At 52.5% G+C, this 17,139-nt stretch carries 20 protein-coding genes and 1 tRNA gene; 15 read left to right on the top strand and 6 right to left on the bottom strand.

Going from position 1 to position 17,139, the window contains the following annotated elements; translation table 11 throughout:
- The coding region (locus EV679_RS12640; RefSeq protein WP_278043808.1) for an ESPR-type extended signal peptide-containing protein at positions 1 to 604 on the bottom strand (604 nt) is incomplete at its 3' end.
- A gap of 637 nt (positions 605 to 1,241) precedes the next feature.
- Positions 1,242 to 2,258 (bottom strand): AraC family transcriptional regulator, encoded by a 1,017-nt coding sequence (locus tag EV679_RS12635; protein WP_130487414.1) that lies wholly within the window; start codon positions 2,256 to 2,258, stop codon positions 1,242 to 1,244.
- 994 nt (positions 2,259 to 3,252) lie between these two features.
- Between EV679_RS12635 and EV679_RS12630 the strand changes: the two genes are divergently transcribed.
- Positions 3,253 to 3,326, top strand: a tRNA-Cys gene (locus tag EV679_RS12630).
- A gap of 52 nt (positions 3,327 to 3,378) precedes the next feature.
- Here the strand turns inward: EV679_RS12630 and EV679_RS12625 are convergent.
- Positions 3,379 to 4,386: a phage integrase gene (locus tag EV679_RS12625; RefSeq protein WP_130487413.1), complete on the bottom strand. Its 1,008-nt coding sequence runs from the start codon at positions 4,384 to 4,386 to the stop codon at positions 3,379 to 3,381.
- The gene (locus EV679_RS12620; RefSeq protein WP_130487412.1) at positions 4,367 to 5,110 is read right to left on the bottom strand and encodes a hypothetical protein; all 744 of its coding nucleotides are present in this window, start codon (positions 5,108 to 5,110) and stop codon (positions 4,367 to 4,369) included. Before EV679_RS12620 ends, EV679_RS12625 begins: the two co-directional genes overlap by 20 nt.
- 70 nt (positions 5,111 to 5,180) lie before the next feature.
- Between EV679_RS12620 and EV679_RS12615 the strand changes: the two genes are divergently transcribed.
- The 13 genes from EV679_RS12615 to EV679_RS12550 all read left to right on the top strand — a co-directional run bounded on the left by EV679_RS12615 (position 5,181) and on the right by EV679_RS12550 (position 12,866).
- The gene (locus EV679_RS12615; RefSeq protein WP_242611487.1) at positions 5,181 to 5,417 is read left to right on the top strand and encodes a hypothetical protein; all 237 of its coding nucleotides are present in this window, start codon (positions 5,181 to 5,183) and stop codon (positions 5,415 to 5,417) included.
- Entirely contained in the window at positions 5,417 to 5,605 is a 189-nt protein-coding gene (locus tag EV679_RS12610; protein ID WP_130487411.1) for a hypothetical protein, read from the top strand. Before EV679_RS12615 ends, EV679_RS12610 begins: the two co-directional genes overlap by 1 nt.
- Positions 5,602 to 5,862 carry a hypothetical protein gene (locus tag EV679_RS12605; protein WP_130487410.1) on the top strand — a complete coding sequence of 87 codons (261 nt, stop codon included), beginning with the start codon at positions 5,602 to 5,604 and terminating at the stop codon, positions 5,860 to 5,862. The genes EV679_RS12610 and EV679_RS12605 overlap by 4 nt, the downstream gene beginning before the upstream one ends.
- Entirely contained in the window at positions 5,859 to 6,962 is a 1,104-nt protein-coding gene (locus EV679_RS12600) for a replication initiation factor domain-containing protein (protein WP_130487409.1), read from the top strand. Before EV679_RS12605 ends, EV679_RS12600 begins: the two co-directional genes overlap by 4 nt.
- 26 nt (positions 6,963 to 6,988) lie before the next feature.
- Entirely contained in the window at positions 6,989 to 7,300 is a 312-nt protein-coding gene (locus EV679_RS12595) for a hypothetical protein (protein ID WP_130487408.1), read from the top strand.
- A gap of 2 nt (positions 7,301 to 7,302) precedes the next feature.
- A complete protein-coding gene (locus EV679_RS12590; RefSeq protein ID WP_109061551.1) occupies positions 7,303 to 7,509 on the top strand; it encodes a hypothetical protein in 207 nt (68 codons plus the stop codon).
- A 3-nt stretch (positions 7,510 to 7,512) separates the two neighbouring features.
- Complete coding sequence (locus tag EV679_RS12585; RefSeq protein WP_130487407.1) at positions 7,513 to 7,755, top strand: hypothetical protein; 243 nt, start codon at positions 7,513 to 7,515, stop codon at positions 7,753 to 7,755.
- Positions 7,756 to 7,809: 54 nt separating this feature from the next.
- On the top strand, positions 7,810 to 8,052 hold the full coding sequence (locus EV679_RS12580) for a hypothetical protein (protein ID WP_130487406.1): 243 nt from the start codon (positions 7,810 to 7,812) through the stop codon (positions 8,050 to 8,052).
- Positions 8,053 to 8,205: 153 nt separating this feature from the next.
- Positions 8,206 to 9,582 (top strand): hypothetical protein, encoded by a 1,377-nt coding sequence (locus tag EV679_RS12575; protein ID WP_130487405.1) that lies wholly within the window; start codon positions 8,206 to 8,208, stop codon positions 9,580 to 9,582.
- Between the two features lie 7 nt (positions 9,583 to 9,589).
- Positions 9,590 to 9,877 carry a DUF2523 family protein gene (locus EV679_RS12570; RefSeq protein WP_130487404.1) on the top strand — a complete coding sequence of 96 codons (288 nt, stop codon included), beginning with the start codon at positions 9,590 to 9,592 and terminating at the stop codon, positions 9,875 to 9,877.
- 3 nt (positions 9,878 to 9,880) lie between these two features.
- Positions 9,881 to 10,933, top strand: coding sequence for a zonular occludens toxin domain-containing protein (locus tag EV679_RS12565; RefSeq protein ID WP_130487403.1), 1,053 nt, complete (start codon positions 9,881 to 9,883; stop codon positions 10,931 to 10,933).
- On the top strand, positions 10,934 to 12,181 hold the full coding sequence (locus EV679_RS12560; protein WP_242611486.1) for a type II secretion system protein GspD: 1,248 nt from the start codon (positions 10,934 to 10,936) through the stop codon (positions 12,179 to 12,181).
- 439 nt (positions 12,182 to 12,620) lie between these two features.
- A complete protein-coding gene (locus EV679_RS12550; RefSeq protein ID WP_130487402.1) occupies positions 12,621 to 12,866 on the top strand; it encodes an EexN family lipoprotein in 246 nt (81 codons plus the stop codon).
- Here EV679_RS12550 and EV679_RS12545 read toward each other — a convergent pair.
- The gene (locus tag EV679_RS12545) at positions 12,859 to 13,542 is read right to left on the bottom strand and encodes a metallophosphoesterase (RefSeq protein WP_130487401.1); all 684 of its coding nucleotides are present in this window, start codon (positions 13,540 to 13,542) and stop codon (positions 12,859 to 12,861) included. The two genes, EV679_RS12550 and EV679_RS12545, sit on opposite strands and share 8 nt — an antisense overlap.
- Before the next feature lie 339 nt (positions 13,543 to 13,881).
- Here EV679_RS12545 and EV679_RS12540 point away from each other — a divergent pair, with 339 nt between their 5' ends.
- On the top strand, positions 13,882 to 15,942 hold the full coding sequence (locus EV679_RS12540; protein ID WP_130487400.1) for a DUF262 domain-containing protein: 2,061 nt from the start codon (positions 13,882 to 13,884) through the stop codon (positions 15,940 to 15,942).
- A 360-nt stretch (positions 15,943 to 16,302) separates the two neighbouring features.
- On the opposite strand, the gene EV679_RS12535 is transcribed toward EV679_RS12540, so the two are convergent.
- Positions 16,303 to 17,013 carry a metallophosphoesterase gene (locus EV679_RS12535; protein WP_242611485.1) on the bottom strand — a complete coding sequence of 237 codons (711 nt, stop codon included), beginning with the start codon at positions 17,011 to 17,013 and terminating at the stop codon, positions 16,303 to 16,305.
- Between the last annotated feature and the right edge of the window lie 126 nt (positions 17,014 to 17,139).

The following is a 17,139-nucleotide window of genomic DNA, read 5'->3' as shown; positions in this document are numbered from 1 at the left end:
TGTTGCCTTGCGCTGTGGAGACGTCACCCTGCAGCGTCGAGATGTTGCCTTGCGCTGTGGAGACGTCACCCTGCAGCGTCGAGATGTTGCCTTGCGCTGTGGAGACGTCACCCTGCAGCGTCGAGATGTTGCCTTGCGCCGTCGAAAGGTCGCCTTGCAACGTAGTGATGTCGTTCTGAGCTGCGGACATGTCCACCTGCAGCGCCGCCACGCTACCCTGCACACCACTGATTTCCTGATTCGTTGCATGCAGCTGCTTGCCCGTCACTGCATCGCGGCTGGCGGCATCGACGGCGCCATCGTTCAGGCCGGTGATCGTGCCGCCCGTTGCGCCAAAATCAATTGTGCCGCCGTTAGTGAACGTGATCTTGCCAGCACCATTTTCAAAAATAATTTCAGCGCCATCCGTTACGACTGGCGTGGAGCCATCAAGGGTGACATCGGCCTGGGCAGCACCTGCCGCACCCAGCGCAGCAACCGCCAGGGTCACCTTGGCCAGCGTTTTAGCGCTGGAAGAACGCTTGCCCCGCGCCTTTACATTCTCTGCCACAGCCACAAACGTGCCCGTCGCTTCGCTCCATACATTACGGTATGCCTTGTTCATGAATAACCCTAATCAAGAAACCACCAGATCGAAACGGACTTTCCACTATCACAGTGTTCGGGTATGCCTGGCGAACCAGAAAACACGTGTGCCGCGATCGTTAACGGGTATCTACGGGCGTCCTGCCCATTGATACAGATAACTGCTGCGACACGGGCACGGCACTAGGCTGCACCCGAAACGCTCCGAATAACCAATGACATAGAAGAAGATCCGCAAACCTCTTCCCAGATACAGAAGAATCGCGGCTATGGTTTCATTTCAGATCAAAACACAACTAGGCGATTAGCGAAAACTCATGGTATATATGCGCAAAAATGGCTCACTTTGTCAATGTATGACATTATTAAAAAATAATTTCCGTGAACTTTGACATATGACGGAAACTGAACCCACAAAACAATTGCATTGTTTTTCACTTGTCAAAAAACTTGCGTTAAGATTTTTCATCCTTGAATCCTGATATTTTTTAGGAAAACAATGAAAACAAAATGCCTTTCATCCGTCCCTAGTAATAAAAACGCCACACAGCCTGATGTCATTCTCTGACGCAATGTCCTTTGATGCTTCCTCTCTGCGACAGCAAAAAAAATCCGGCCCTAAGGGGCCGGCATCATTACCTTGTCGTGCTGCAACGTCAGACTCTTTCCGCGACTTCTCGTAAGCTATTCTTGCGAGCCATCCCGGGAGTCATCCCATAGAAGCGCCTGAAAATTTTGCCAAAGTAGACGGGGTCTGAAAAACCGCAGTTCCAGCAAATTTCGGAAACGCTCTGGTGAATGAAGTCGATACTCGTCAGCATCTCCCAGGCGCGCCGCATCCTTTTATCGCGCAAATAGGAAACAAAAGTTTCACCTTTCCCGTATTTGGAGAAAAGATTCTGGATATAGCGTGGCGAAATATCAAAATGGCTGGCCACGAAATCCGAAGACATCTCCGGATTAGCGTAGTTCTCCGCAATCCAGGCGCACAGCCGCTGGAACAGCACCTCTCCCTTGCTGCGCAGAGCGTCCTGGGCATCACTCTCCAAACCCTGCCCGCTCCTGGACTCAAACCCTCCCAGCAAGGCACGCCTGAGCAATGCCATAATGTGCTGTTCCAACATCAACCAGGCCGACTCATCGCGCACGGCCTGCGCCAGAATCTGCACATCCAGACTTTCAATATAGGCAGCCAGAATCCTCCCCCAGCCTACCTTGAGACGAATCTTTCCTGCTTGACGCATTAATAGCGTACGGTCATAAAGCGTCAACGCCTGACTAGGCAATACCAACATGCTGCCACGGAAATCATGAAAACCAGCGGCATCAATATCCCGGCTACGCATCAATGCCAGTTCACCTTCCGGGAAAACAACGAAATCCCCGCGGACCATAATGCTCCACTTCACGCGGGTATATATCAGCAACCAGCTATCTTCGGGCTCGGCACGTAAAGGAAAATCACCGACTTCATATTTCTTGATTTGCCCGCCATCATCCGTATCAACCTCGGCTGAGCATTGCGTTGCCAAATGTCGAGGAACGGATATCAGTGTGCGAAAAATCCGATCCCGGACCATGAACTCCAAAAAGCTGCCGAGAACATCCTGCTCCACTTTCCATGCAGGCATGGCAACTGAATAATTTAATAGCATGGCCTGATATTGCTCCATCCCTGATTAGAAGAATTGGCAACACCCTGAACCGACGCCGGAACCGGTACTGCCTTATTGTCTAGGATGGGATATTTCTTGAAACAAGAAATAGCATTTTTTTCACTTAATATAGGCCAAAAACGCAAAAAACCCATATGAAGTGTCAAACCATCTGCAATTTCTGATTAGACCTCGAAAAAATTCGAAATTTATAAACATCAAGGCCGATGATTTTAAAACCGACTGAAACAATTCACATCGGATACTCAAAAAAATAAGATCATTCTCTATATCGAGCCGCCCTCCTCCAACCCCCAGTCTCTAAAACGGGGAAAAAAGCGGAAAAACTCTGTGATATCAGAACCACTGTGTTTTTTCGCTTTCCTCCTGGCCCCGGGATAAAAACATAACGACATTTTTAGAAAAATTTTGATACAAAAATCGGATTTTGTTTAAAAATTGCAAGAACAAGCCATCAAAGATTCAAGAATATAGAAAATTCTGATATGTTTACGGTTATCAAAAGCTACGGGGGAGATCAGCTATGTATCAGCACCGTGACAACAGTTCACAAGACTTTTGGGCATGGACTTCTATAGAGCAAGAACTCATAGACTACCAGCGGAAAGTCTATGGCAGTCATTCTCAGCTCCAAGCACCCATTCGCAAGCCGATTCTCAAAACAGCAACAGAGCAGCACCCTACAATAAAACGATATATTGTTACTCCTTGAATCTCGCGATTCTCCACCACGTTTCACCAGTAAATCGGGGCAACAAATAAAGTGCCCCGATAATTATTTCCAGCACAGTAATTGGCGATTTTGAAAAGCTGGGGAAAACCAGCCGCTAACCTCGACCTGGCTTCTACCCACAGCCCCTGCCGCCGCAAGACTTGACACCATGCTGGAAGGACGTTAATATTTAAAGCTTCACGACGGACGCCTTGAAGCCTTTCATAACGCTCAAAAACGGGATGAAACGTGTATACTTCGGGCCTCTGTGGTGCAAATGGCGCAATGGCAGAGTGGTTATGCAGCGGATTGCAAATCCGTGTACGTCGGTTCGATTCCGGCTTGCGCCTCCAAATGAAATCAAGGACTTACGTTTCTGACGTAGGTCCTTTTTTCATTCTGGTGTCAACGAAGTGTCAACCGCGTCAGAGGGTTCAGCGCCCTCGCCTCTTGCAGGTGGTCGGGCGACAAATGGGCATAGCGCATCGTGACGGTGACTGTCGAATGCCCCAGGATGCGTTGCAGAGTCAGAATGTTCCCACCATTCATCATGAAATGACTCGCGAAGGTATGACGCAGCACATGGGTCATCTGCCCATCAGGCAAAGTGATCTTCGAACGCTCTAGCGCCATGCGAAACGCAGGCATGCTCGACGCAAAAATTTTCCCCAACGTCCCATGGCGCTGATTGTGTTTACGCACCTCGTCAACCAGCTCTCGATCAATCGGTACAGCCCGCGTCTTTGTGGACTTGGTTCGCGCAAACTGGATAAACCCATCGTGAACCTGCGATTCCCGCATAGACTCGACTTCGCTCCACCTTGCTCCGGTAGCGAGACACAACCGCGTGATCAGCTCGACATGCGGATTCCTCGACGCCCGCAGCTCGCCCAACAGCCTCACAATCTGTTCATCAGTCAGGTAGGTTAGCTCGGCCTCCTGCACCCGGAACTGGCGCAGTTTTCCTAGTGGGTTAGGCTTATTCCAGTATCCCAGCCGGGCCAACTCGTTGAACATGGCCCTCAAGTAGGCATGCTCACGGTTCATGTTGTTTGCGGAGATCCCAGCATCCAACCGCTTTGTTCTGTACGCGACAAACGTATTGACGCTAAACAAATCGACAGCAGGATCACCCATCGCTGCGGTCATTGCCTTCAAACGCTTGAAGGTGTCATGTCCAGCAGCCAAACCGGTACCGTGATGCGAGTACCAGAGGTCTACCAAACTTGAGAGGCGGCGCATGTCTCGTTTTTCTGGCTCCCAATCGGTCGCCAGATTGACTTGAGTTTTTATCCATGCTTCCCAACTTTTCGCCTCGGCTTGCGTACGGAACGTCTTTCTAAACCGCCGACCACCACGCCCTCCAGGCTGGATATCAACCAACCAGCCTGACTCAGTCTTCTGTAGTGCCATGCTGCGCCAGTTTGTATCGGTGTTCGATTCGCTTGTATCGCTCCAAACGCTCCTGTTCAGCTTTCAACCGTTGCTCTAAATCTTCGACCGCGTCATCCGAATATGTCACAGGTTTGAGCTTTGCAAGCTGTTTTACGCGCCTGGGATGCTCGCGCTCTGTGTCTTCGTAGCTTTCGATTGGCATGCGCACTTTGATTTCGTGCTCCAGCACCCTGGCCTCTTCAAGTTGCCTGCACTCTTTCTGCAATTCTCTCAACCGCGCTGTGTGTGCTTCGGTAAACCCCATCTGGGCAGCAGAGCGGTGGTAACCGTTCACAAACACATGCTCCTGCATGATCGGATCATTGAAATCAGGGTCTGCATTGAACGCGTCCTTGCATGCATCAAGAGTTTCGATGCGTTTGATGAACAGCTTAGAAGCGGCCTCTTGCCGGGGCATCTTGCGCGGGAAATCAGCTCCGAAAGGCGCAATGTGACCATGCTCGGCGTCTGAGACACCTGTCACTAGCCAGAACGCGTACTCCGGCCATAGCCGACTAGCAGCTTCGATCATCTCCGCCGTTGGTCGTTGCTTACCTGCAAAAAAATCTCGCCACTGCGTAGCCTTGATGTTCGTCAAGGCTTCCAACGCCTTGAAGCGCGTCTTTTCATCCACCTGCTGCTCTATCAGCAGCGCGAGCCGGTTGCGCAAATTCCAGACGTACGGATGTTGAGAGGTTGACATAGCCAATCCTTGATGATTTAATCTTTCGAAAGATTATTTCTTTCATAGATTTTTTAGCAGAGGGGCTATTGTGCGACAAGTTGATCAAAGTTCAAAGCCAGACAGCGCGACGCTCGTGCAGACGATCTACAGCCCGCTCGTCAGTCGAGAGGCATTTGCTCATGCGATCGGCCTCCCCCTTGGCGTCCTCATCAAACAGTCCGAACGTGGCTACTGGCCTACCGTCAAGATCGGCAAGCGCATCTTCATCAATGTGGAGGTCGTGCGCATCAAGGCCGCAGAACGGGCAGCGGAGTTCGCACTGTGATGAGTCCCATTGCCCACCTGGTCGTTACTGACGCCGAGCACCTGCGCACACTCGCCGCGCTGCGCCTTCAACTGACCGACACCAACCAGATGCCAGAGGCCCATGCCATCTACGAAGGCATGTTCCTGTTGACTCAGCAACTGCGCGACCGCGCCCGTCTGCTCATCAGCATGGGGAAATCGGCATGAAACCCCGCACCATCAAACCCAAGCGTGTCCAGCTCGACTTCTGGCCCGAACTGCTCAGCAAAGGCATGGTGCAGTATGCCCGACTGGCTGGCAGTGGCTCCACATTGCACACGGCGGCTGTACGCACCGAACCGCTGTCGGCCCGCGCCTGCCCGCAGCTCCGCGAGGACAGCCGCGGGGCGACAGCAGGCAGCGGCACCCCCCCGAGTAAAACGGGGAGAAACGGCAAAGCCGCAGGTATGGGGGTGAAGCAATGAAGCACCGCCTGACCAAAGACGAAAAGCTGGTGCTCGAAGGCCGCCGCGTCAAAATGACATTGGCCCAGGCACAGACCACCAGCAAAGACCGCTGCTCGGTGGATTGGCTCTCGACCACGATCAAGGGAACCGATCTTTTCAATTCTCTGTTCTGGACGCTGAGCAACGAACACCATGAAGGTGAGTTCGTCACCGAAGTCCAGGTTATGGCGATCCTGGCCAAGAAAGTGGCCGCAATCACAGGCTTTCAGATCGGTGACCTGCGCCCTGGCCGCAACTACTACGACAGCACCTTGCGCATCCTGAACGATGAAGGTGAGGAAGTTGGCAGCGTGTCCGGTGGCGGCGTGTACCAGCGCGATACCTACCTGATCATGCTCAACGGCAGTGGCTGCACATTCGCCAAACCCGGCTGGCGTCAGGCCATGTATGACTTCCTGGTGCCGCTCAATGCTCGGCTATCTCGCATTGATATTGCCCTGGACTTCTTCGAGGGGGGATGTGGTGGTGTCGAAGGTGTGCGCGAAGCCTGCATGAATGGCGGTTTCGACTACCTCGGCAGACGGCCCCAGGGACGCACCGATGGCTATTGGGATGCAGGCCATTCCCGTAGCTACTACGTGGGCCGACGTGGTGCAAAGCTGGTCAACGCCTATGACAAAGGCCATGCCTACAAGGATATGGAATCGTCCTGGTGGCGCATTGAGCTGCGCTACTGGTCACAGGATCGCATCCTGCCGCTGGAATGTCTGATCGAACCTGACAAGTATTTCGCCGGGGCGCATCCATACCTGCAAGAACTGCTGGACGTGTCCGAGGCCATCCGCATCAAGACCAAGCCCAAACTCGAAGACGTGACCACCGATGCCGTGGTCAAGCGCAAATTACGCTGGCTTGAAACTACCGTTGCCCCATCCCTGGTGCATCTGACCCGCGCATTTGATGCGAGCCTGGAGGGCATAGCCTGGATTGGTGACCTGATCGAAAAGCATGCAGCCCGTGAGCTGCCGCGCAGTCTACGCACCGTCCCCAACGCTCTGTTGAAACAGGGCATCCAACGCATATTGAAGCCCGCTGAACCGGCCAGCGTGGCGGCTTAACCGACGCCGGATAAGGAATCGACATCATGAAATTCAATACCCGTATCACCATCGCTGGCGTCAAAGGCTCGAAGGGTAAGCTGGAAAGCGGCCAGGAGTACGACAGCACCAAGATTTACGTGCAAACCGACCTGGACGATAGCAAAGGCATGGGCAAGGGCTTTGCCACCGTGGAATACAACTACGGCACCTCCGAGGAGTTCCACAAGCTCAAGCACCTGCCTTTCCCATTGGTGGCCGAAGCAGAATTGGAAATCGTCACCAACGGTAAGACGCAAAAGACCGTCATCACCAGCTTGCAGCCCATCGAGCTGGCGAAGCCCACGAAGGCGGCCTGACCATGTGGTGCGTTCCTCGCTATCTGGTGCAGAGCACCGAAGACGGCTCATTTCTGGCCGCTGATGGCGAAGGTGGCGTCATCAACGTGATGGCCCTGACGGCAGCAGACCCGTTCCAGGAACCGGAAAGCGCCGTCGAGGCCGTGCAGGATCACTTAGATGGCCGGGGCGTGGTCATCCTGATCTATGTGCCGTGCATCCAGGCTTGAACCATGACACGCATCTATCTCCAGTACTGCGATATCAGCACCGACGCCGGGACGGATTGCCCTGTACGGCATCGCCAGCAGATCGCCATCGAACGGGAAACGCTGGAATCCGCAGGCAACCCAATTCCCACACTGAATGCCGCTGATGTTGCCCAGGTATTCAGCCTGGGGCTTTCGGTGGTGGTGCTGTTCTTCCTGCTGGGGCGCGGTGTTGGAACCGTATTGAACCTGATCCGCAGGGGTTAGGTAAATCCGACAGGCAGGCGGTTTCCTGCCCAATTTCAAGAAAAGGAACTTCACATGAAGAAGCTGAAATTCAACCTCAAACCGGTGGCCGCTGCTGTGGGCGCTACCGCACTGACGCTGGCATCGGGTGCCGTCATGGCCCAGGAGGCCGGCAGCATCGACCTTACGTCGATCACGAGCGTATTCAATGCGGCTGACGTTATCACGGCGGTGATGGCAGTAGCTGGTGTGCTGGCAGCGATCTACGCCACCATGACTGCCGCCCGCATGGCGCTTCGCTGGATTCGTGGCGGTTGATTCGGCCGCATGACTGACTCGGGCAGGACTGGCCATCCTGCCTGGGCATCCACCTCTTTGGAACTTGCAAATCGTGATTACCCAGCTTTGGTATCTCGTCATATTTGCCTGGGGCATCGCGTGCGCTTGGGCGTTGATCAAAGGATTGGAGTAATGAGCCTCTGCCGCTTCATGATCGTGTTTTTTGTCTGGCTGCTGATTTCCTTCCAGCCGGTCTTTTCCCAAGCACTCCCGAAGCCTACGCCAGAGCCTGAGCGCGTCACACGCGCCATATCGGGGACATTGCAACAAGGCATGCAGCGTCGTGGCTTTGCAGCAAACGATCATCGTTTCATGAACACGGTGGCTAGAGTAGGGCCTAGGTTATCGAATGCTGCAATAGGTGGTGCTGCAGCAGCGGTAACAGTGGGAGCAGTAACAGCTCCGGCGTGGGCTACTGTGGCTATTGCTGCTGGAATCGGGGCCGTTGTCACGTATGCAGTCAGCTTGGGCCTTGATGCACTAGTGAACTGGATATTCCGCGATGATGGGTTGATCGACCAGTCTAGCGATATGGCTGGTGAGCGCGACCCTTCATCAGGCATCACCCCTGGGGTTCCTGCATGGCGGGCGACTGTCTGGACTGATCGCTACACGTCGCATCAGGCATGGGGAGGTGATGGCTATGCGATGGCGAAGCAGGCATATTTCAGTCGTAAATCTGTTCTGGGGGAAACGCCAGACCCAAACATTCAATGTCGCGCACACTCAGCGACAAACATATTTTGTGAATTGCAGGGCGCAGTGCTCGACATGAACGGGCCTCCGAATCAGTGCGCTAAAGGTACTTTTTTTGCGACTGAACTGGGATGCGCTGGCTATAGTTTTCCCGTTGAAAATGTCGTCGATGACCGCGACGGCTTGACGCCGCAAGAGGCTATCGAAGCGTTGCCCGAAGAAGTACTTGCACAGCCATTGAATCCCGCTTTGCTCGCTGGTCTTGCCAATCGCGCATGGCAGCAAGCTGCATCTGAACCGGGTTATGACGGTTTGCCATACCCGCAATCCAATCCCTTGACGGCAGAAGATGCTGCCCCTTGGTTGCAAGCTAATCCAGAGCTTGCGCCTACAGTGAGGGATTTCGTGTCTCCAAACCCTGTCACGAATGATAGGCCAAATCCTTGGGCGCTACCTTCCAACCCTACGGCATCGCGCCCAACGCCAGCCATTCCGAATAGCAATACAAGCAATCCGGGCGCGGAAAACCCAGTCACCAATCTTGGCCCAGACCCCGGAATCGGTGCGCCAGCATTGGAGGCCATCCCCACAGCACAGCAAATCGTGCAGCCCATTCTGGACATGCTGCCTGACTTGCGTGGCTACAAGCCATCGTCACATGCAGGGGAATGCCCACGCCCGACCATCGAGCTGTACGGCACACACGTGCTCGATGCCCACTGCATCCTGATCGACGACAACAAAGCCATCATCCAGGCCGCCATGCTGCTGGCCTGGGCGCTGATCGCGCTGTTCATCGTCCTGTCCGCGTGAGGGTGCCATGTTCGGAATTCTGCTCTCTGCGTTGAATAGCGTTCTGTCCTGGGTGTTTCGTTCGCTTCTGGTCAAGTTCGTGCTGTTCTTCGCGCTGTATTTCATCACTTCGGAGTTCGTCGGCTTCATTGTGGCACTGCTGCCTGGAACCGGGGCCGTCGATGATGCGCTGTCCGGCATCGGTGCCGCCACTTGGTATTTCCTGGACGTGTTCCAGATGCAAGCTGGCATTGCAATGGTGGTATCGGCCTATGCCACGCGCTTCATCATCCGGCGCATGCCGATCATCGGATAAGCCATGCCCATCAATGCCTACACCGGCCTGATGGGATCAGGCAAAAGCTATGAATGCGTGTCCTCGGTCATCGTGCCTGCGGTCAAGGCTGGCCGCCGCGTGGTCACGAACGTGGATGGCATCGACAGTGACGCAATCCGTGCCTATTGCCAGGACAAGTACGGTATCGCACCGGAATGCCTGGGATCGGTCGTGCATTGCAAGAATGAGGACGTAGGCAAAGCCGACTTCCTGCCCTACGGCGAGAACGTCGATACCTTCTGCCTGCCCGGCGACATCATCTGCATTGATGAAGCGTGGCGCTTCTGGGGAACGGACTGCAAGCTGCTGGCCGAACACAAGGTGTTCTTCCGCGAGCACCGCCACTTCGTCCATCCCGATACCAAGGTGTGCTGCGACCTGGTGCTGATGGTGCAGGACATTTCCGATCTGCACCGCATCCTCAAGGTTGTGGTGGAAGTCACCTTCAAGACCACCAAAATCAAGACGCTGGGCCTGAACAAGACCTATCGCGTCGAAATGTGGGAAGGCTACAAGCTGACGCAGAAAGGCCGTGTGGCTGTCGAGAGCAAGCGGTATGACCCGCAAATCTTCCCGCTCTACAGCAGCTATACCGGCGGCGCAGGCAAGGAACTGCAAGTCGATGATCGCCAGAACGTCCTGAAAAATCCCTGGTTGTGGATTAAAGCCGTGTCTTTCCTAAGCGTGGGGATCTTCGGCGTTTATAACTCGCTGGCTTTTTTTGGCAGCTCATCAAAAACCGATATTTCAGCCACATCAACCGGTTACGTTGATTCCAAGACAAATTCAGCGTTGCCCGCATCCACGCCGGCAACACGCGCCCAACCTCGGCAAGCCATGTCCAGGTCCTGGCGACTGGTCGGCACCATGCAGACAGGCAAGACCGCCTACGCCGTCATCCAGGACAACGAAGGGCGTATACGGCTTGAACATCCCTCCAACTTCCAGAACAGCGGTGCCATCATGGTCGGTGAGGTCGATGGCGAGCGCATCACCGCCTGGAGCGGCAGCAAACCCACCTCCAAAGGACAATAAATGAAACTGCGTCTCCTGGCATCCATTCTGTCGCTGGCCTTGGCTGGCATCGCTCACGCCAAAGCTGTCAATCTCGACCTGCAAGGGGCAAGTATTTCCGAAGTCGTGCAACTCATCTACCGCGAGGCCACGACAACGCCCTATGTCCTAGCCCCGGACGTGCTCGAAGACGAACGGCTGGTGTCATTCCGCTACAAGGACAACCAGGGCAAGCTGTCGCTGTTCATGCAGTACTTCCTGGACAGCCTGGGCTACATGGTCGAGCGCAAATCCGGTGTGGACTTCGTGCGCAAGCGTGTCGAGGGTGAACCGCCGATCCAGGCCGAGCATATCTACATCTACCAGCCGCAGTATCGCGCGGTGTCTTACCTATCGCGCACGCTGTCACCGCTATTCAAGGGAACATTCGTCACCAATCGCAGCGTCCGGGCTACACCGGAAGCCAGCCCCAAGGGTGACGTACCAATCTCGTCGGCAGCATCGCTGATTGACCAGTCTTCCGATGTGCTGGTGTTTGCCGGTGCAGAAGAAGAAATCCAACGCCTGCGTGAGCTGCTGCCACAGGTGGACAGGCGCATTGGGGAAGTGGCTGTGCGTGGGCTGGTCTATGAGGTCAGTAACACCGACCGGCAAGGATCAGCCTTTGGCCTGCTGGCAAACCTCCTAGGTGGTCATGTCGGCATCGGCATTGGTTCCACGGCTACGAACCTAGGCAACTTCATCCAGATCAAGAACACCAGCCTGGATGCGGTCTATTCCATGCTGTCGAGCGACAGCCGCTTCAAGGTAGTGTCATCGCCTGCGCTGCGCATTCAGTCTGGATCGCAAGGCGTCTTTTCGGTCGGCCAGGATGTGCCGGTGCTTGGTGCTTTATCGTATCCACAAGGCGCAGGGCAAGCCGTACAATCAGTCGAGTATCGCAGCTCTGGCGTCATCTTCGACATCCGGCCAGTGGTGAAGGAAAGCATCATCGACCTGGACATTACGCAGCAGCTCTCCAACTTCGTGAAGACGACAACCGGCGTCAACAACTCGCCCACGCTGACCAAGCGGGAGCTGAAAACGAAAGTGGGCATGCAGGATGGCGATGTGATCGTGCTCGGCGGCCTGACCGAGAGCAAGGACACCAACACAAGGGACGGCTTAAGCTTCTTGCCACGCTTCCTGCATACTACCGGGTATGAACAATCCAGCAGTGAAATTTTGCTGGTGCTTCAAGTGCAACGCGTACCGGGCGATCCGTCGTAGGTTGAGTACGTGAAATCGCTAATAGGCTTCATGAACTATGAGAAAAAAAACACATCAGCCTACCCATGCGGCAGTGCAGGCTAGGCAAATCAGCAACAAGCATCATGCAGATTCGTTGGATCTGCATATGGGCGGCATCCAGTCGCAAGCTACGCCTCGGCGGCGGTACACCTTGGATGAGCTGCTGGTTGCTTCTGATTACCCACTCGTTCCAACAAAGGAAGACCGAGAGTGGTTAGATGCGCCGCCTGTAGGCCGTGAATTGATCTGACAAGCCTAACGTTTGTGACCCTGCACGAGTACGTGAAATCGCTAATATCTCGCCTCTGTAGCGTTGTATCGCTCTATACAACATACAACGCTACAAACTACAGCAATTCATGGGTTGCACGATTCTAACGACCGGGCTATGGTTTCCCCGTTTTTGTTTGGAGGAACCATGAAGTTCAAACTGTTCGTTGGCATTGCTGCCGTCTCCGTTCTGTCAGCATGCAGCTCGGAGAAAGAGCATGATGTGCAGTACTACATTGACAACCCGACTGAGCGCGCAGCGAAAATCGAAGAATGCGTGAACAATCCTGGAAAACTGGACAGCACAGTAAATTGCGTGAATGCCAAAGAAGCGCAGGTACGGCAGGAGTTCAGCTCGGAAAACAAAGGGATGCCCAGCATCCGCTCTAACTGACGGCCTTCAAGGTCTGCAAGTTCAACAGCGTAAACTTGCCGCCATCGCGCCATCCCCCGGTGTCGATGAAAAAAACGTTGCCCAACTGCGCCATCTTGCTCACGGTCATGTGACCATGCACGATGGCGCGAACACTGCGGACAGGCTGCTTGTATCCGGTGCGGTAGCGGTCGATAGACCAAAGGCAGGTATCTTCGTCCTCGGTGCTGAATTGGCGCTCGTATACGGCCTGCCAGTCGTCATATGGGAAGTCGGCATGAATTATGCCCACTGGCCCATCTGCCGTGTCCACTTCAATCGCCAAGGGCAGTTCACGCAGGCTTTGTGCAATACGCTGGTGCATCAGCTCGTCTAGGCTGTCGAGCCATTCTCCACCATGTGCGGCATGGTCAATGTCTGACAGTGGATCACCCAACGCACGGCGCCATGTCATCAGGTCGTGATTGCCACAGACTGAATGGAACCAAGGCTGAGCAAGCCATTCCAGCACCAGGGCTGACTCTGGCCCTCGGTCTACCAGATCACCCACCGCGAATAGCCGATCATTCGCCGGTGAAAAACGCACCTTGCGTAGCGCAGCATCCAGCTTGCTGAAACAGCCGTGAATGTCGCCAACTGCGAAGTCTCGTCCCTGTGTGTTCAGGTCGAAGCGGTGCAGGCGAAACGTGTCATGCATTGTCTTTCTTCGGTGAGAACATAACAGAGCAACTTACTCAGACGGCGTGTGCCATGTCAAGGACGGGCACGGAAGCCGCAGCCCGGCTTGCCGGGACCGGGTGAGTACCCGGCGAAGCGAATCCTTGACACTCAGCGGACAAAACACGCTGTTGGTTGGGTTGCAGGGTCTCTTTGCCCTGCAACCCTGCCTAGCGGCGAGCGGCAGGGGTATTCTGGTTAACATTGCATAGGCTTAAGCTTCATCAATTTGAAGATCTTTCATTTTCTTGTGTAGCAGAAGCTATAATTTGTTCAGATATTTCCAATTGAAGAGCACATGTACTTATAAGGTATAACGATGCAAACTGAGCTTCTATCACTCTCAAAAGCTTTTAATGAGTATCTCTATCGAATACCTGACTATCAGCGTGGCTACTCATGGGGACCAAAGCAATTAAAGGATTTTTGGAATGATTTAGGTCAACTTGGGTTTGGACAGAAGCATTACACAGGCGTTCTTACATTGGAAGCAGTTTCGCCTGCCATCTATAAAATATGGGAAGATGATCTGTGGATAATAGAGTCAAAAAACTTTAAGCCATATTTCGTTGTGGATGGGCAGCAGCGTCTCACCACTGCAATTATTCTTATTCAATCAATTTTGGATCATACTCCAGAAGGAAAAACCCTTAACTACGACACTGTTGACGAAGTCAGGAAACGATTTATATTTCAAACGCGAGATGGCGGAATATCGCGATCATATGTTTTTGGATATGAAAAAGACAATCCAAGCTATGAATTTTTAAAAACAAAAATTTTTAAAGAACAGTCAAATAATCATGAGCTCCCTGAAGACACCATTTACACATACAATCTGCAGGCAGCCAGAGATTTTTTTGATGAGAAACTTTCTGCCATGTCCTTCGCTGAATTGGAGGAGGTTTATACGAAAGTATCTCAAAACATGTTGTTCAATGTTTTCACTATCTCTGAAGATATAGACGTTTTTGTCACCTTCGAGACTATGAACAACAGAGGAAAGCCTCTTTCTCACCTTGAACTTTTAAAAAACAGACTTATTTATTTATCTACCAAGTTTAACACTGAAGACTTGGACAGCAAGCACGACAGGTCTCGCCTTCGAAAAACAATCAATGAGTGCTGGAAATCCGCCTATCATTACATCGGCAGGAACCCTAAGCGCAGGCTTGTTGACGACCAATTCCTTCTCTTACAATTTATTCTATATTTTAATGTCAATCTACCAAAATCGGATTATGCTGAAGCCTCAAACAGCCTAGGCCTTTACGCATACAGACACAATGATGGATACAAGGACTACCTCCTTGAAAGCGTTTTTAATGTAAGAAATTTGTACGGCAATGAAGCTAACAAGTCTGAATGCAGTGATTCTTGCACTGAGTCCGATGAAATTGACATTGACTCTGATACAGTATTCAATAAAGTCAACATTGAACTGTCAGCAGAGAAAATACACGAGTATGCTTTAGATATAAAGAAAACCGTACAAATATATTATCAAACCCAAGACCCTGGAAACGGGAAGTTCTCTAGCCATGAGAAAGTATTGCTAGAACGCATACGTAGATTTTCTGTGTACGACGCGTCTGTAATGGTAGTCTCTCTTTACAAGAGCAAAAACTCTCTTCAGGAGAGAGTAAATTTTCTCGAGACTCTAGAACGAATTTTGTTTTTTAAATCATTCTCCGGTTGGTTTTTTAGAGACATTGATTTCTTGGAGGATGCTGCGCGCTATATCGCAGGAAAGAAAACTCTTGCAGCTATCGGCAACTCAATGCATGATATTTGCGAAAAATTCATAAAATCAAAAGATTTCCTAGATGCTTTGAAAAAATTTGGAAAAAATAGCGGTTATTATGGATGGGGTGCTGTTCGCTATTTCCTATTTGAATATGAGCAGGAGCTTTTTGCTGCATCAAGGAGTAATCGTTCAAAGTTAGATTGGGAAGAGTTTTCAAAAGAGAAATTTGAATCGGACTATGTCACCATAGAACACATATATCCACAAAAGAGTTCTAAAACTCAGTGGGACGCAAGGTTTAAATGCTACTCCGTAAAGGAACGGAATGTATTAAAGAACTCTATTGGAAATTTAGTTCCTTTATCTCGCCAAAAAAATTCAGCCTTAGGTAATCGGTCTTTTGATGAAAAGAAAGGTAGCAAGGCCAAAAAAGCCGGCTATCTTTATGGGTGCTATTCTGAAATAGAAGTGGCACAAGAGTCTGAATGGACAGCGCACCACATTGTCGAAAGAGGTATTCGCTTATTGTCGTTTATGGAGCGACGCTGGAAATTAGACTTAGGGGATGACGCAAAGAAAATTCAGATATTAGGCTTGGGCTTTGTTAATACCGAATCCGTAAATATAACTTAATATCGGCCCGACATTGGGCTGCATTGAATTTTCCTCTTAACTAAGATCATAATTCGTATCGAATTTAATGCGCTACGTCTATAAAACTGACGACGAAACGTCGACAGCAATGGCATATATAGTCGATCAATGATCACGACCTAATTTGATAACTCATTGTTTTAGCTAACATAGTCGAACATTGGTGCTCACCGGAACCGATTGCAAATCCGTGTACGTCGGTTCGATTCCGGCTTGCGCCTCCAGACAAATCAAAGGCTTACGCAATCAGCGTAGGCCTTTTTTGTTTTCTGCGTGGGGATTTTTTGACATTCCCCCGTCGCGGCGTACATCGCAACATGTTTGTCGCGCCATCCCTGTCTATCGCGTCAATGGGACGACTGGGCATCGCACGAATTCCAGCGTTTCAAGATTCAGGATGGTGAATTCCCGTCCGAAGACCGCGCCGGTGTCGATGTGATAGACGTTGCCCAGTACCAGCGGTTCAGTGAGCGGGGTATGCCCTGCAACGACTGCGCGTACCCCCGCGACACCTGATATGTTGTTCGCGCCTATGCGTTCACGGGACCACATGGCCATGCTGCTGACATTGCGCGCCTTGGCAGTCCCGTGCTCGCCCAGTAACGCGGCGGTGAAGGCTTGCCAGCTGCTGCGCGGCACGTCGGCATGTACCAGCCCGACCAATCCAGCCGATGTTTCGATTTCGATGGCGAAAGGCAGCTCCGCCATGGCCTGCGCGATACGTTCCTGGGCTGCGCGCGGCTGGTCTATGTTCCAGGCGCCGCCATTTTCGCGGTAGTTGGCTTCCTGCATGCACCCATTGGGCCAGCGCAATGCCATGTTGTCATGGTTTCCCATGACGGAATGGAACCAGGGTCGGGCCAGCCACTCCAGCACGGCAGCATTCTCAGGGCCGCGGTCAACCAGGTCGCCGACCGCAAAGAGCCGGTCGCGCGTGCAGTCGAATCCTATGCTTAGCAGCACCGCTTGCAGTTTCGCGTAACAGCCATGGATGTCGCCCACGGCAAAGTCCCGGCCGCCCCGGTTGATGGTGAAGTGTTGCAGTTTCATTGCCATACACGTATTTCGGCATCCCCACTCACTTTCCGCCAAGGCAAGTCAGCCGTCGGGCATGTCCATCGAGCCGCTGTCTCGACAATCGCCGGACGCATCCTGGGCACAGACCAGCCACACCAG

This window comes from Kerstersia gyiorum (assembly GCF_004216755.1).
GTDB classification, from domain to species: Bacteria; Pseudomonadota; Gammaproteobacteria; order Burkholderiales; family Burkholderiaceae_B; genus Kerstersia; species Kerstersia gyiorum.
Note: the sequence above shows the minus strand (reverse complement) of the source record. Positions and strands in the feature narration are given on the sequence as shown.

Excerpts from the sequence above, each read along its gene's own strand:
- EV679_RS12620 (WP_130487412.1), bottom strand. The coding sequence starts at position 5,110 with ATGTCAACCTCTCAACATCCGTACGTCTGGAATTTGCGCAACCGGCTC.
- EV679_RS12605 (WP_130487410.1), top strand. The coding sequence starts at position 5,602 with ATGAAACCCCGCACCATCAAACCCAAGCGTGTCCAGCTCGACTTCTGG.
- EV679_RS12540 (WP_130487400.1), top strand. The coding sequence starts at position 13,882 with ATGCAAACTGAGCTTCTATCACTCTCAAAAGCTTTTAATGAGTATCTC.
- EV679_RS12635 (WP_130487414.1), bottom strand. The coding sequence starts at position 2,258 with ATGGAGCAATATCAGGCCATGCTATTAAATTATTCAGTTGCCATGCCT.
- EV679_RS12585 (WP_130487407.1), top strand. The coding sequence starts at position 7,513 with ATGACACGCATCTATCTCCAGTACTGCGATATCAGCACCGACGCCGGG.
- EV679_RS12580 (WP_130487406.1), top strand. The coding sequence starts at position 7,810 with ATGAAGAAGCTGAAATTCAACCTCAAACCGGTGGCCGCTGCTGTGGGC.
- EV679_RS12550 (WP_130487402.1), top strand. The coding sequence starts at position 12,621 with ATGAAGTTCAAACTGTTCGTTGGCATTGCTGCCGTCTCCGTTCTGTCA.
- EV679_RS12625 (WP_130487413.1), bottom strand. The coding sequence starts at position 4,386 with ATGGCACTACAGAAGACTGAGTCAGGCTGGTTGGTTGATATCCAGCCT.
- EV679_RS12565 (WP_130487403.1), top strand. The coding sequence starts at position 9,881 with ATGCCCATCAATGCCTACACCGGCCTGATGGGATCAGGCAAAAGCTAT.
- EV679_RS12545 (WP_130487401.1), bottom strand. The coding sequence starts at position 13,542 with ATGCATGACACGTTTCGCCTGCACCGCTTCGACCTGAACACACAGGGA.
- EV679_RS12575 (WP_130487405.1), top strand. The coding sequence starts at position 8,206 with ATGAGCCTCTGCCGCTTCATGATCGTGTTTTTTGTCTGGCTGCTGATT.
- EV679_RS12595 (WP_130487408.1), top strand. The coding sequence starts at position 6,989 with ATGAAATTCAATACCCGTATCACCATCGCTGGCGTCAAAGGCTCGAAG.
- EV679_RS12590 (WP_109061551.1), top strand. The coding sequence starts at position 7,303 with ATGTGGTGCGTTCCTCGCTATCTGGTGCAGAGCACCGAAGACGGCTCA.
- EV679_RS12600 (WP_130487409.1), top strand. The coding sequence starts at position 5,859 with ATGAAGCACCGCCTGACCAAAGACGAAAAGCTGGTGCTCGAAGGCCGC.
- EV679_RS12610 (WP_130487411.1), top strand. The coding sequence starts at position 5,417 with ATGAGTCCCATTGCCCACCTGGTCGTTACTGACGCCGAGCACCTGCGC.
- EV679_RS12560 (WP_242611486.1), top strand. The coding sequence starts at position 10,934 with ATGAAACTGCGTCTCCTGGCATCCATTCTGTCGCTGGCCTTGGCTGGC.
- EV679_RS12570 (WP_130487404.1), top strand. The coding sequence starts at position 9,590 with ATGTTCGGAATTCTGCTCTCTGCGTTGAATAGCGTTCTGTCCTGGGTG.
- EV679_RS12535 (WP_242611485.1), bottom strand. The coding sequence starts at position 17,013 with ATGAAACTGCAACACTTCACCATCAACCGGGGCGGCCGGGACTTTGCC.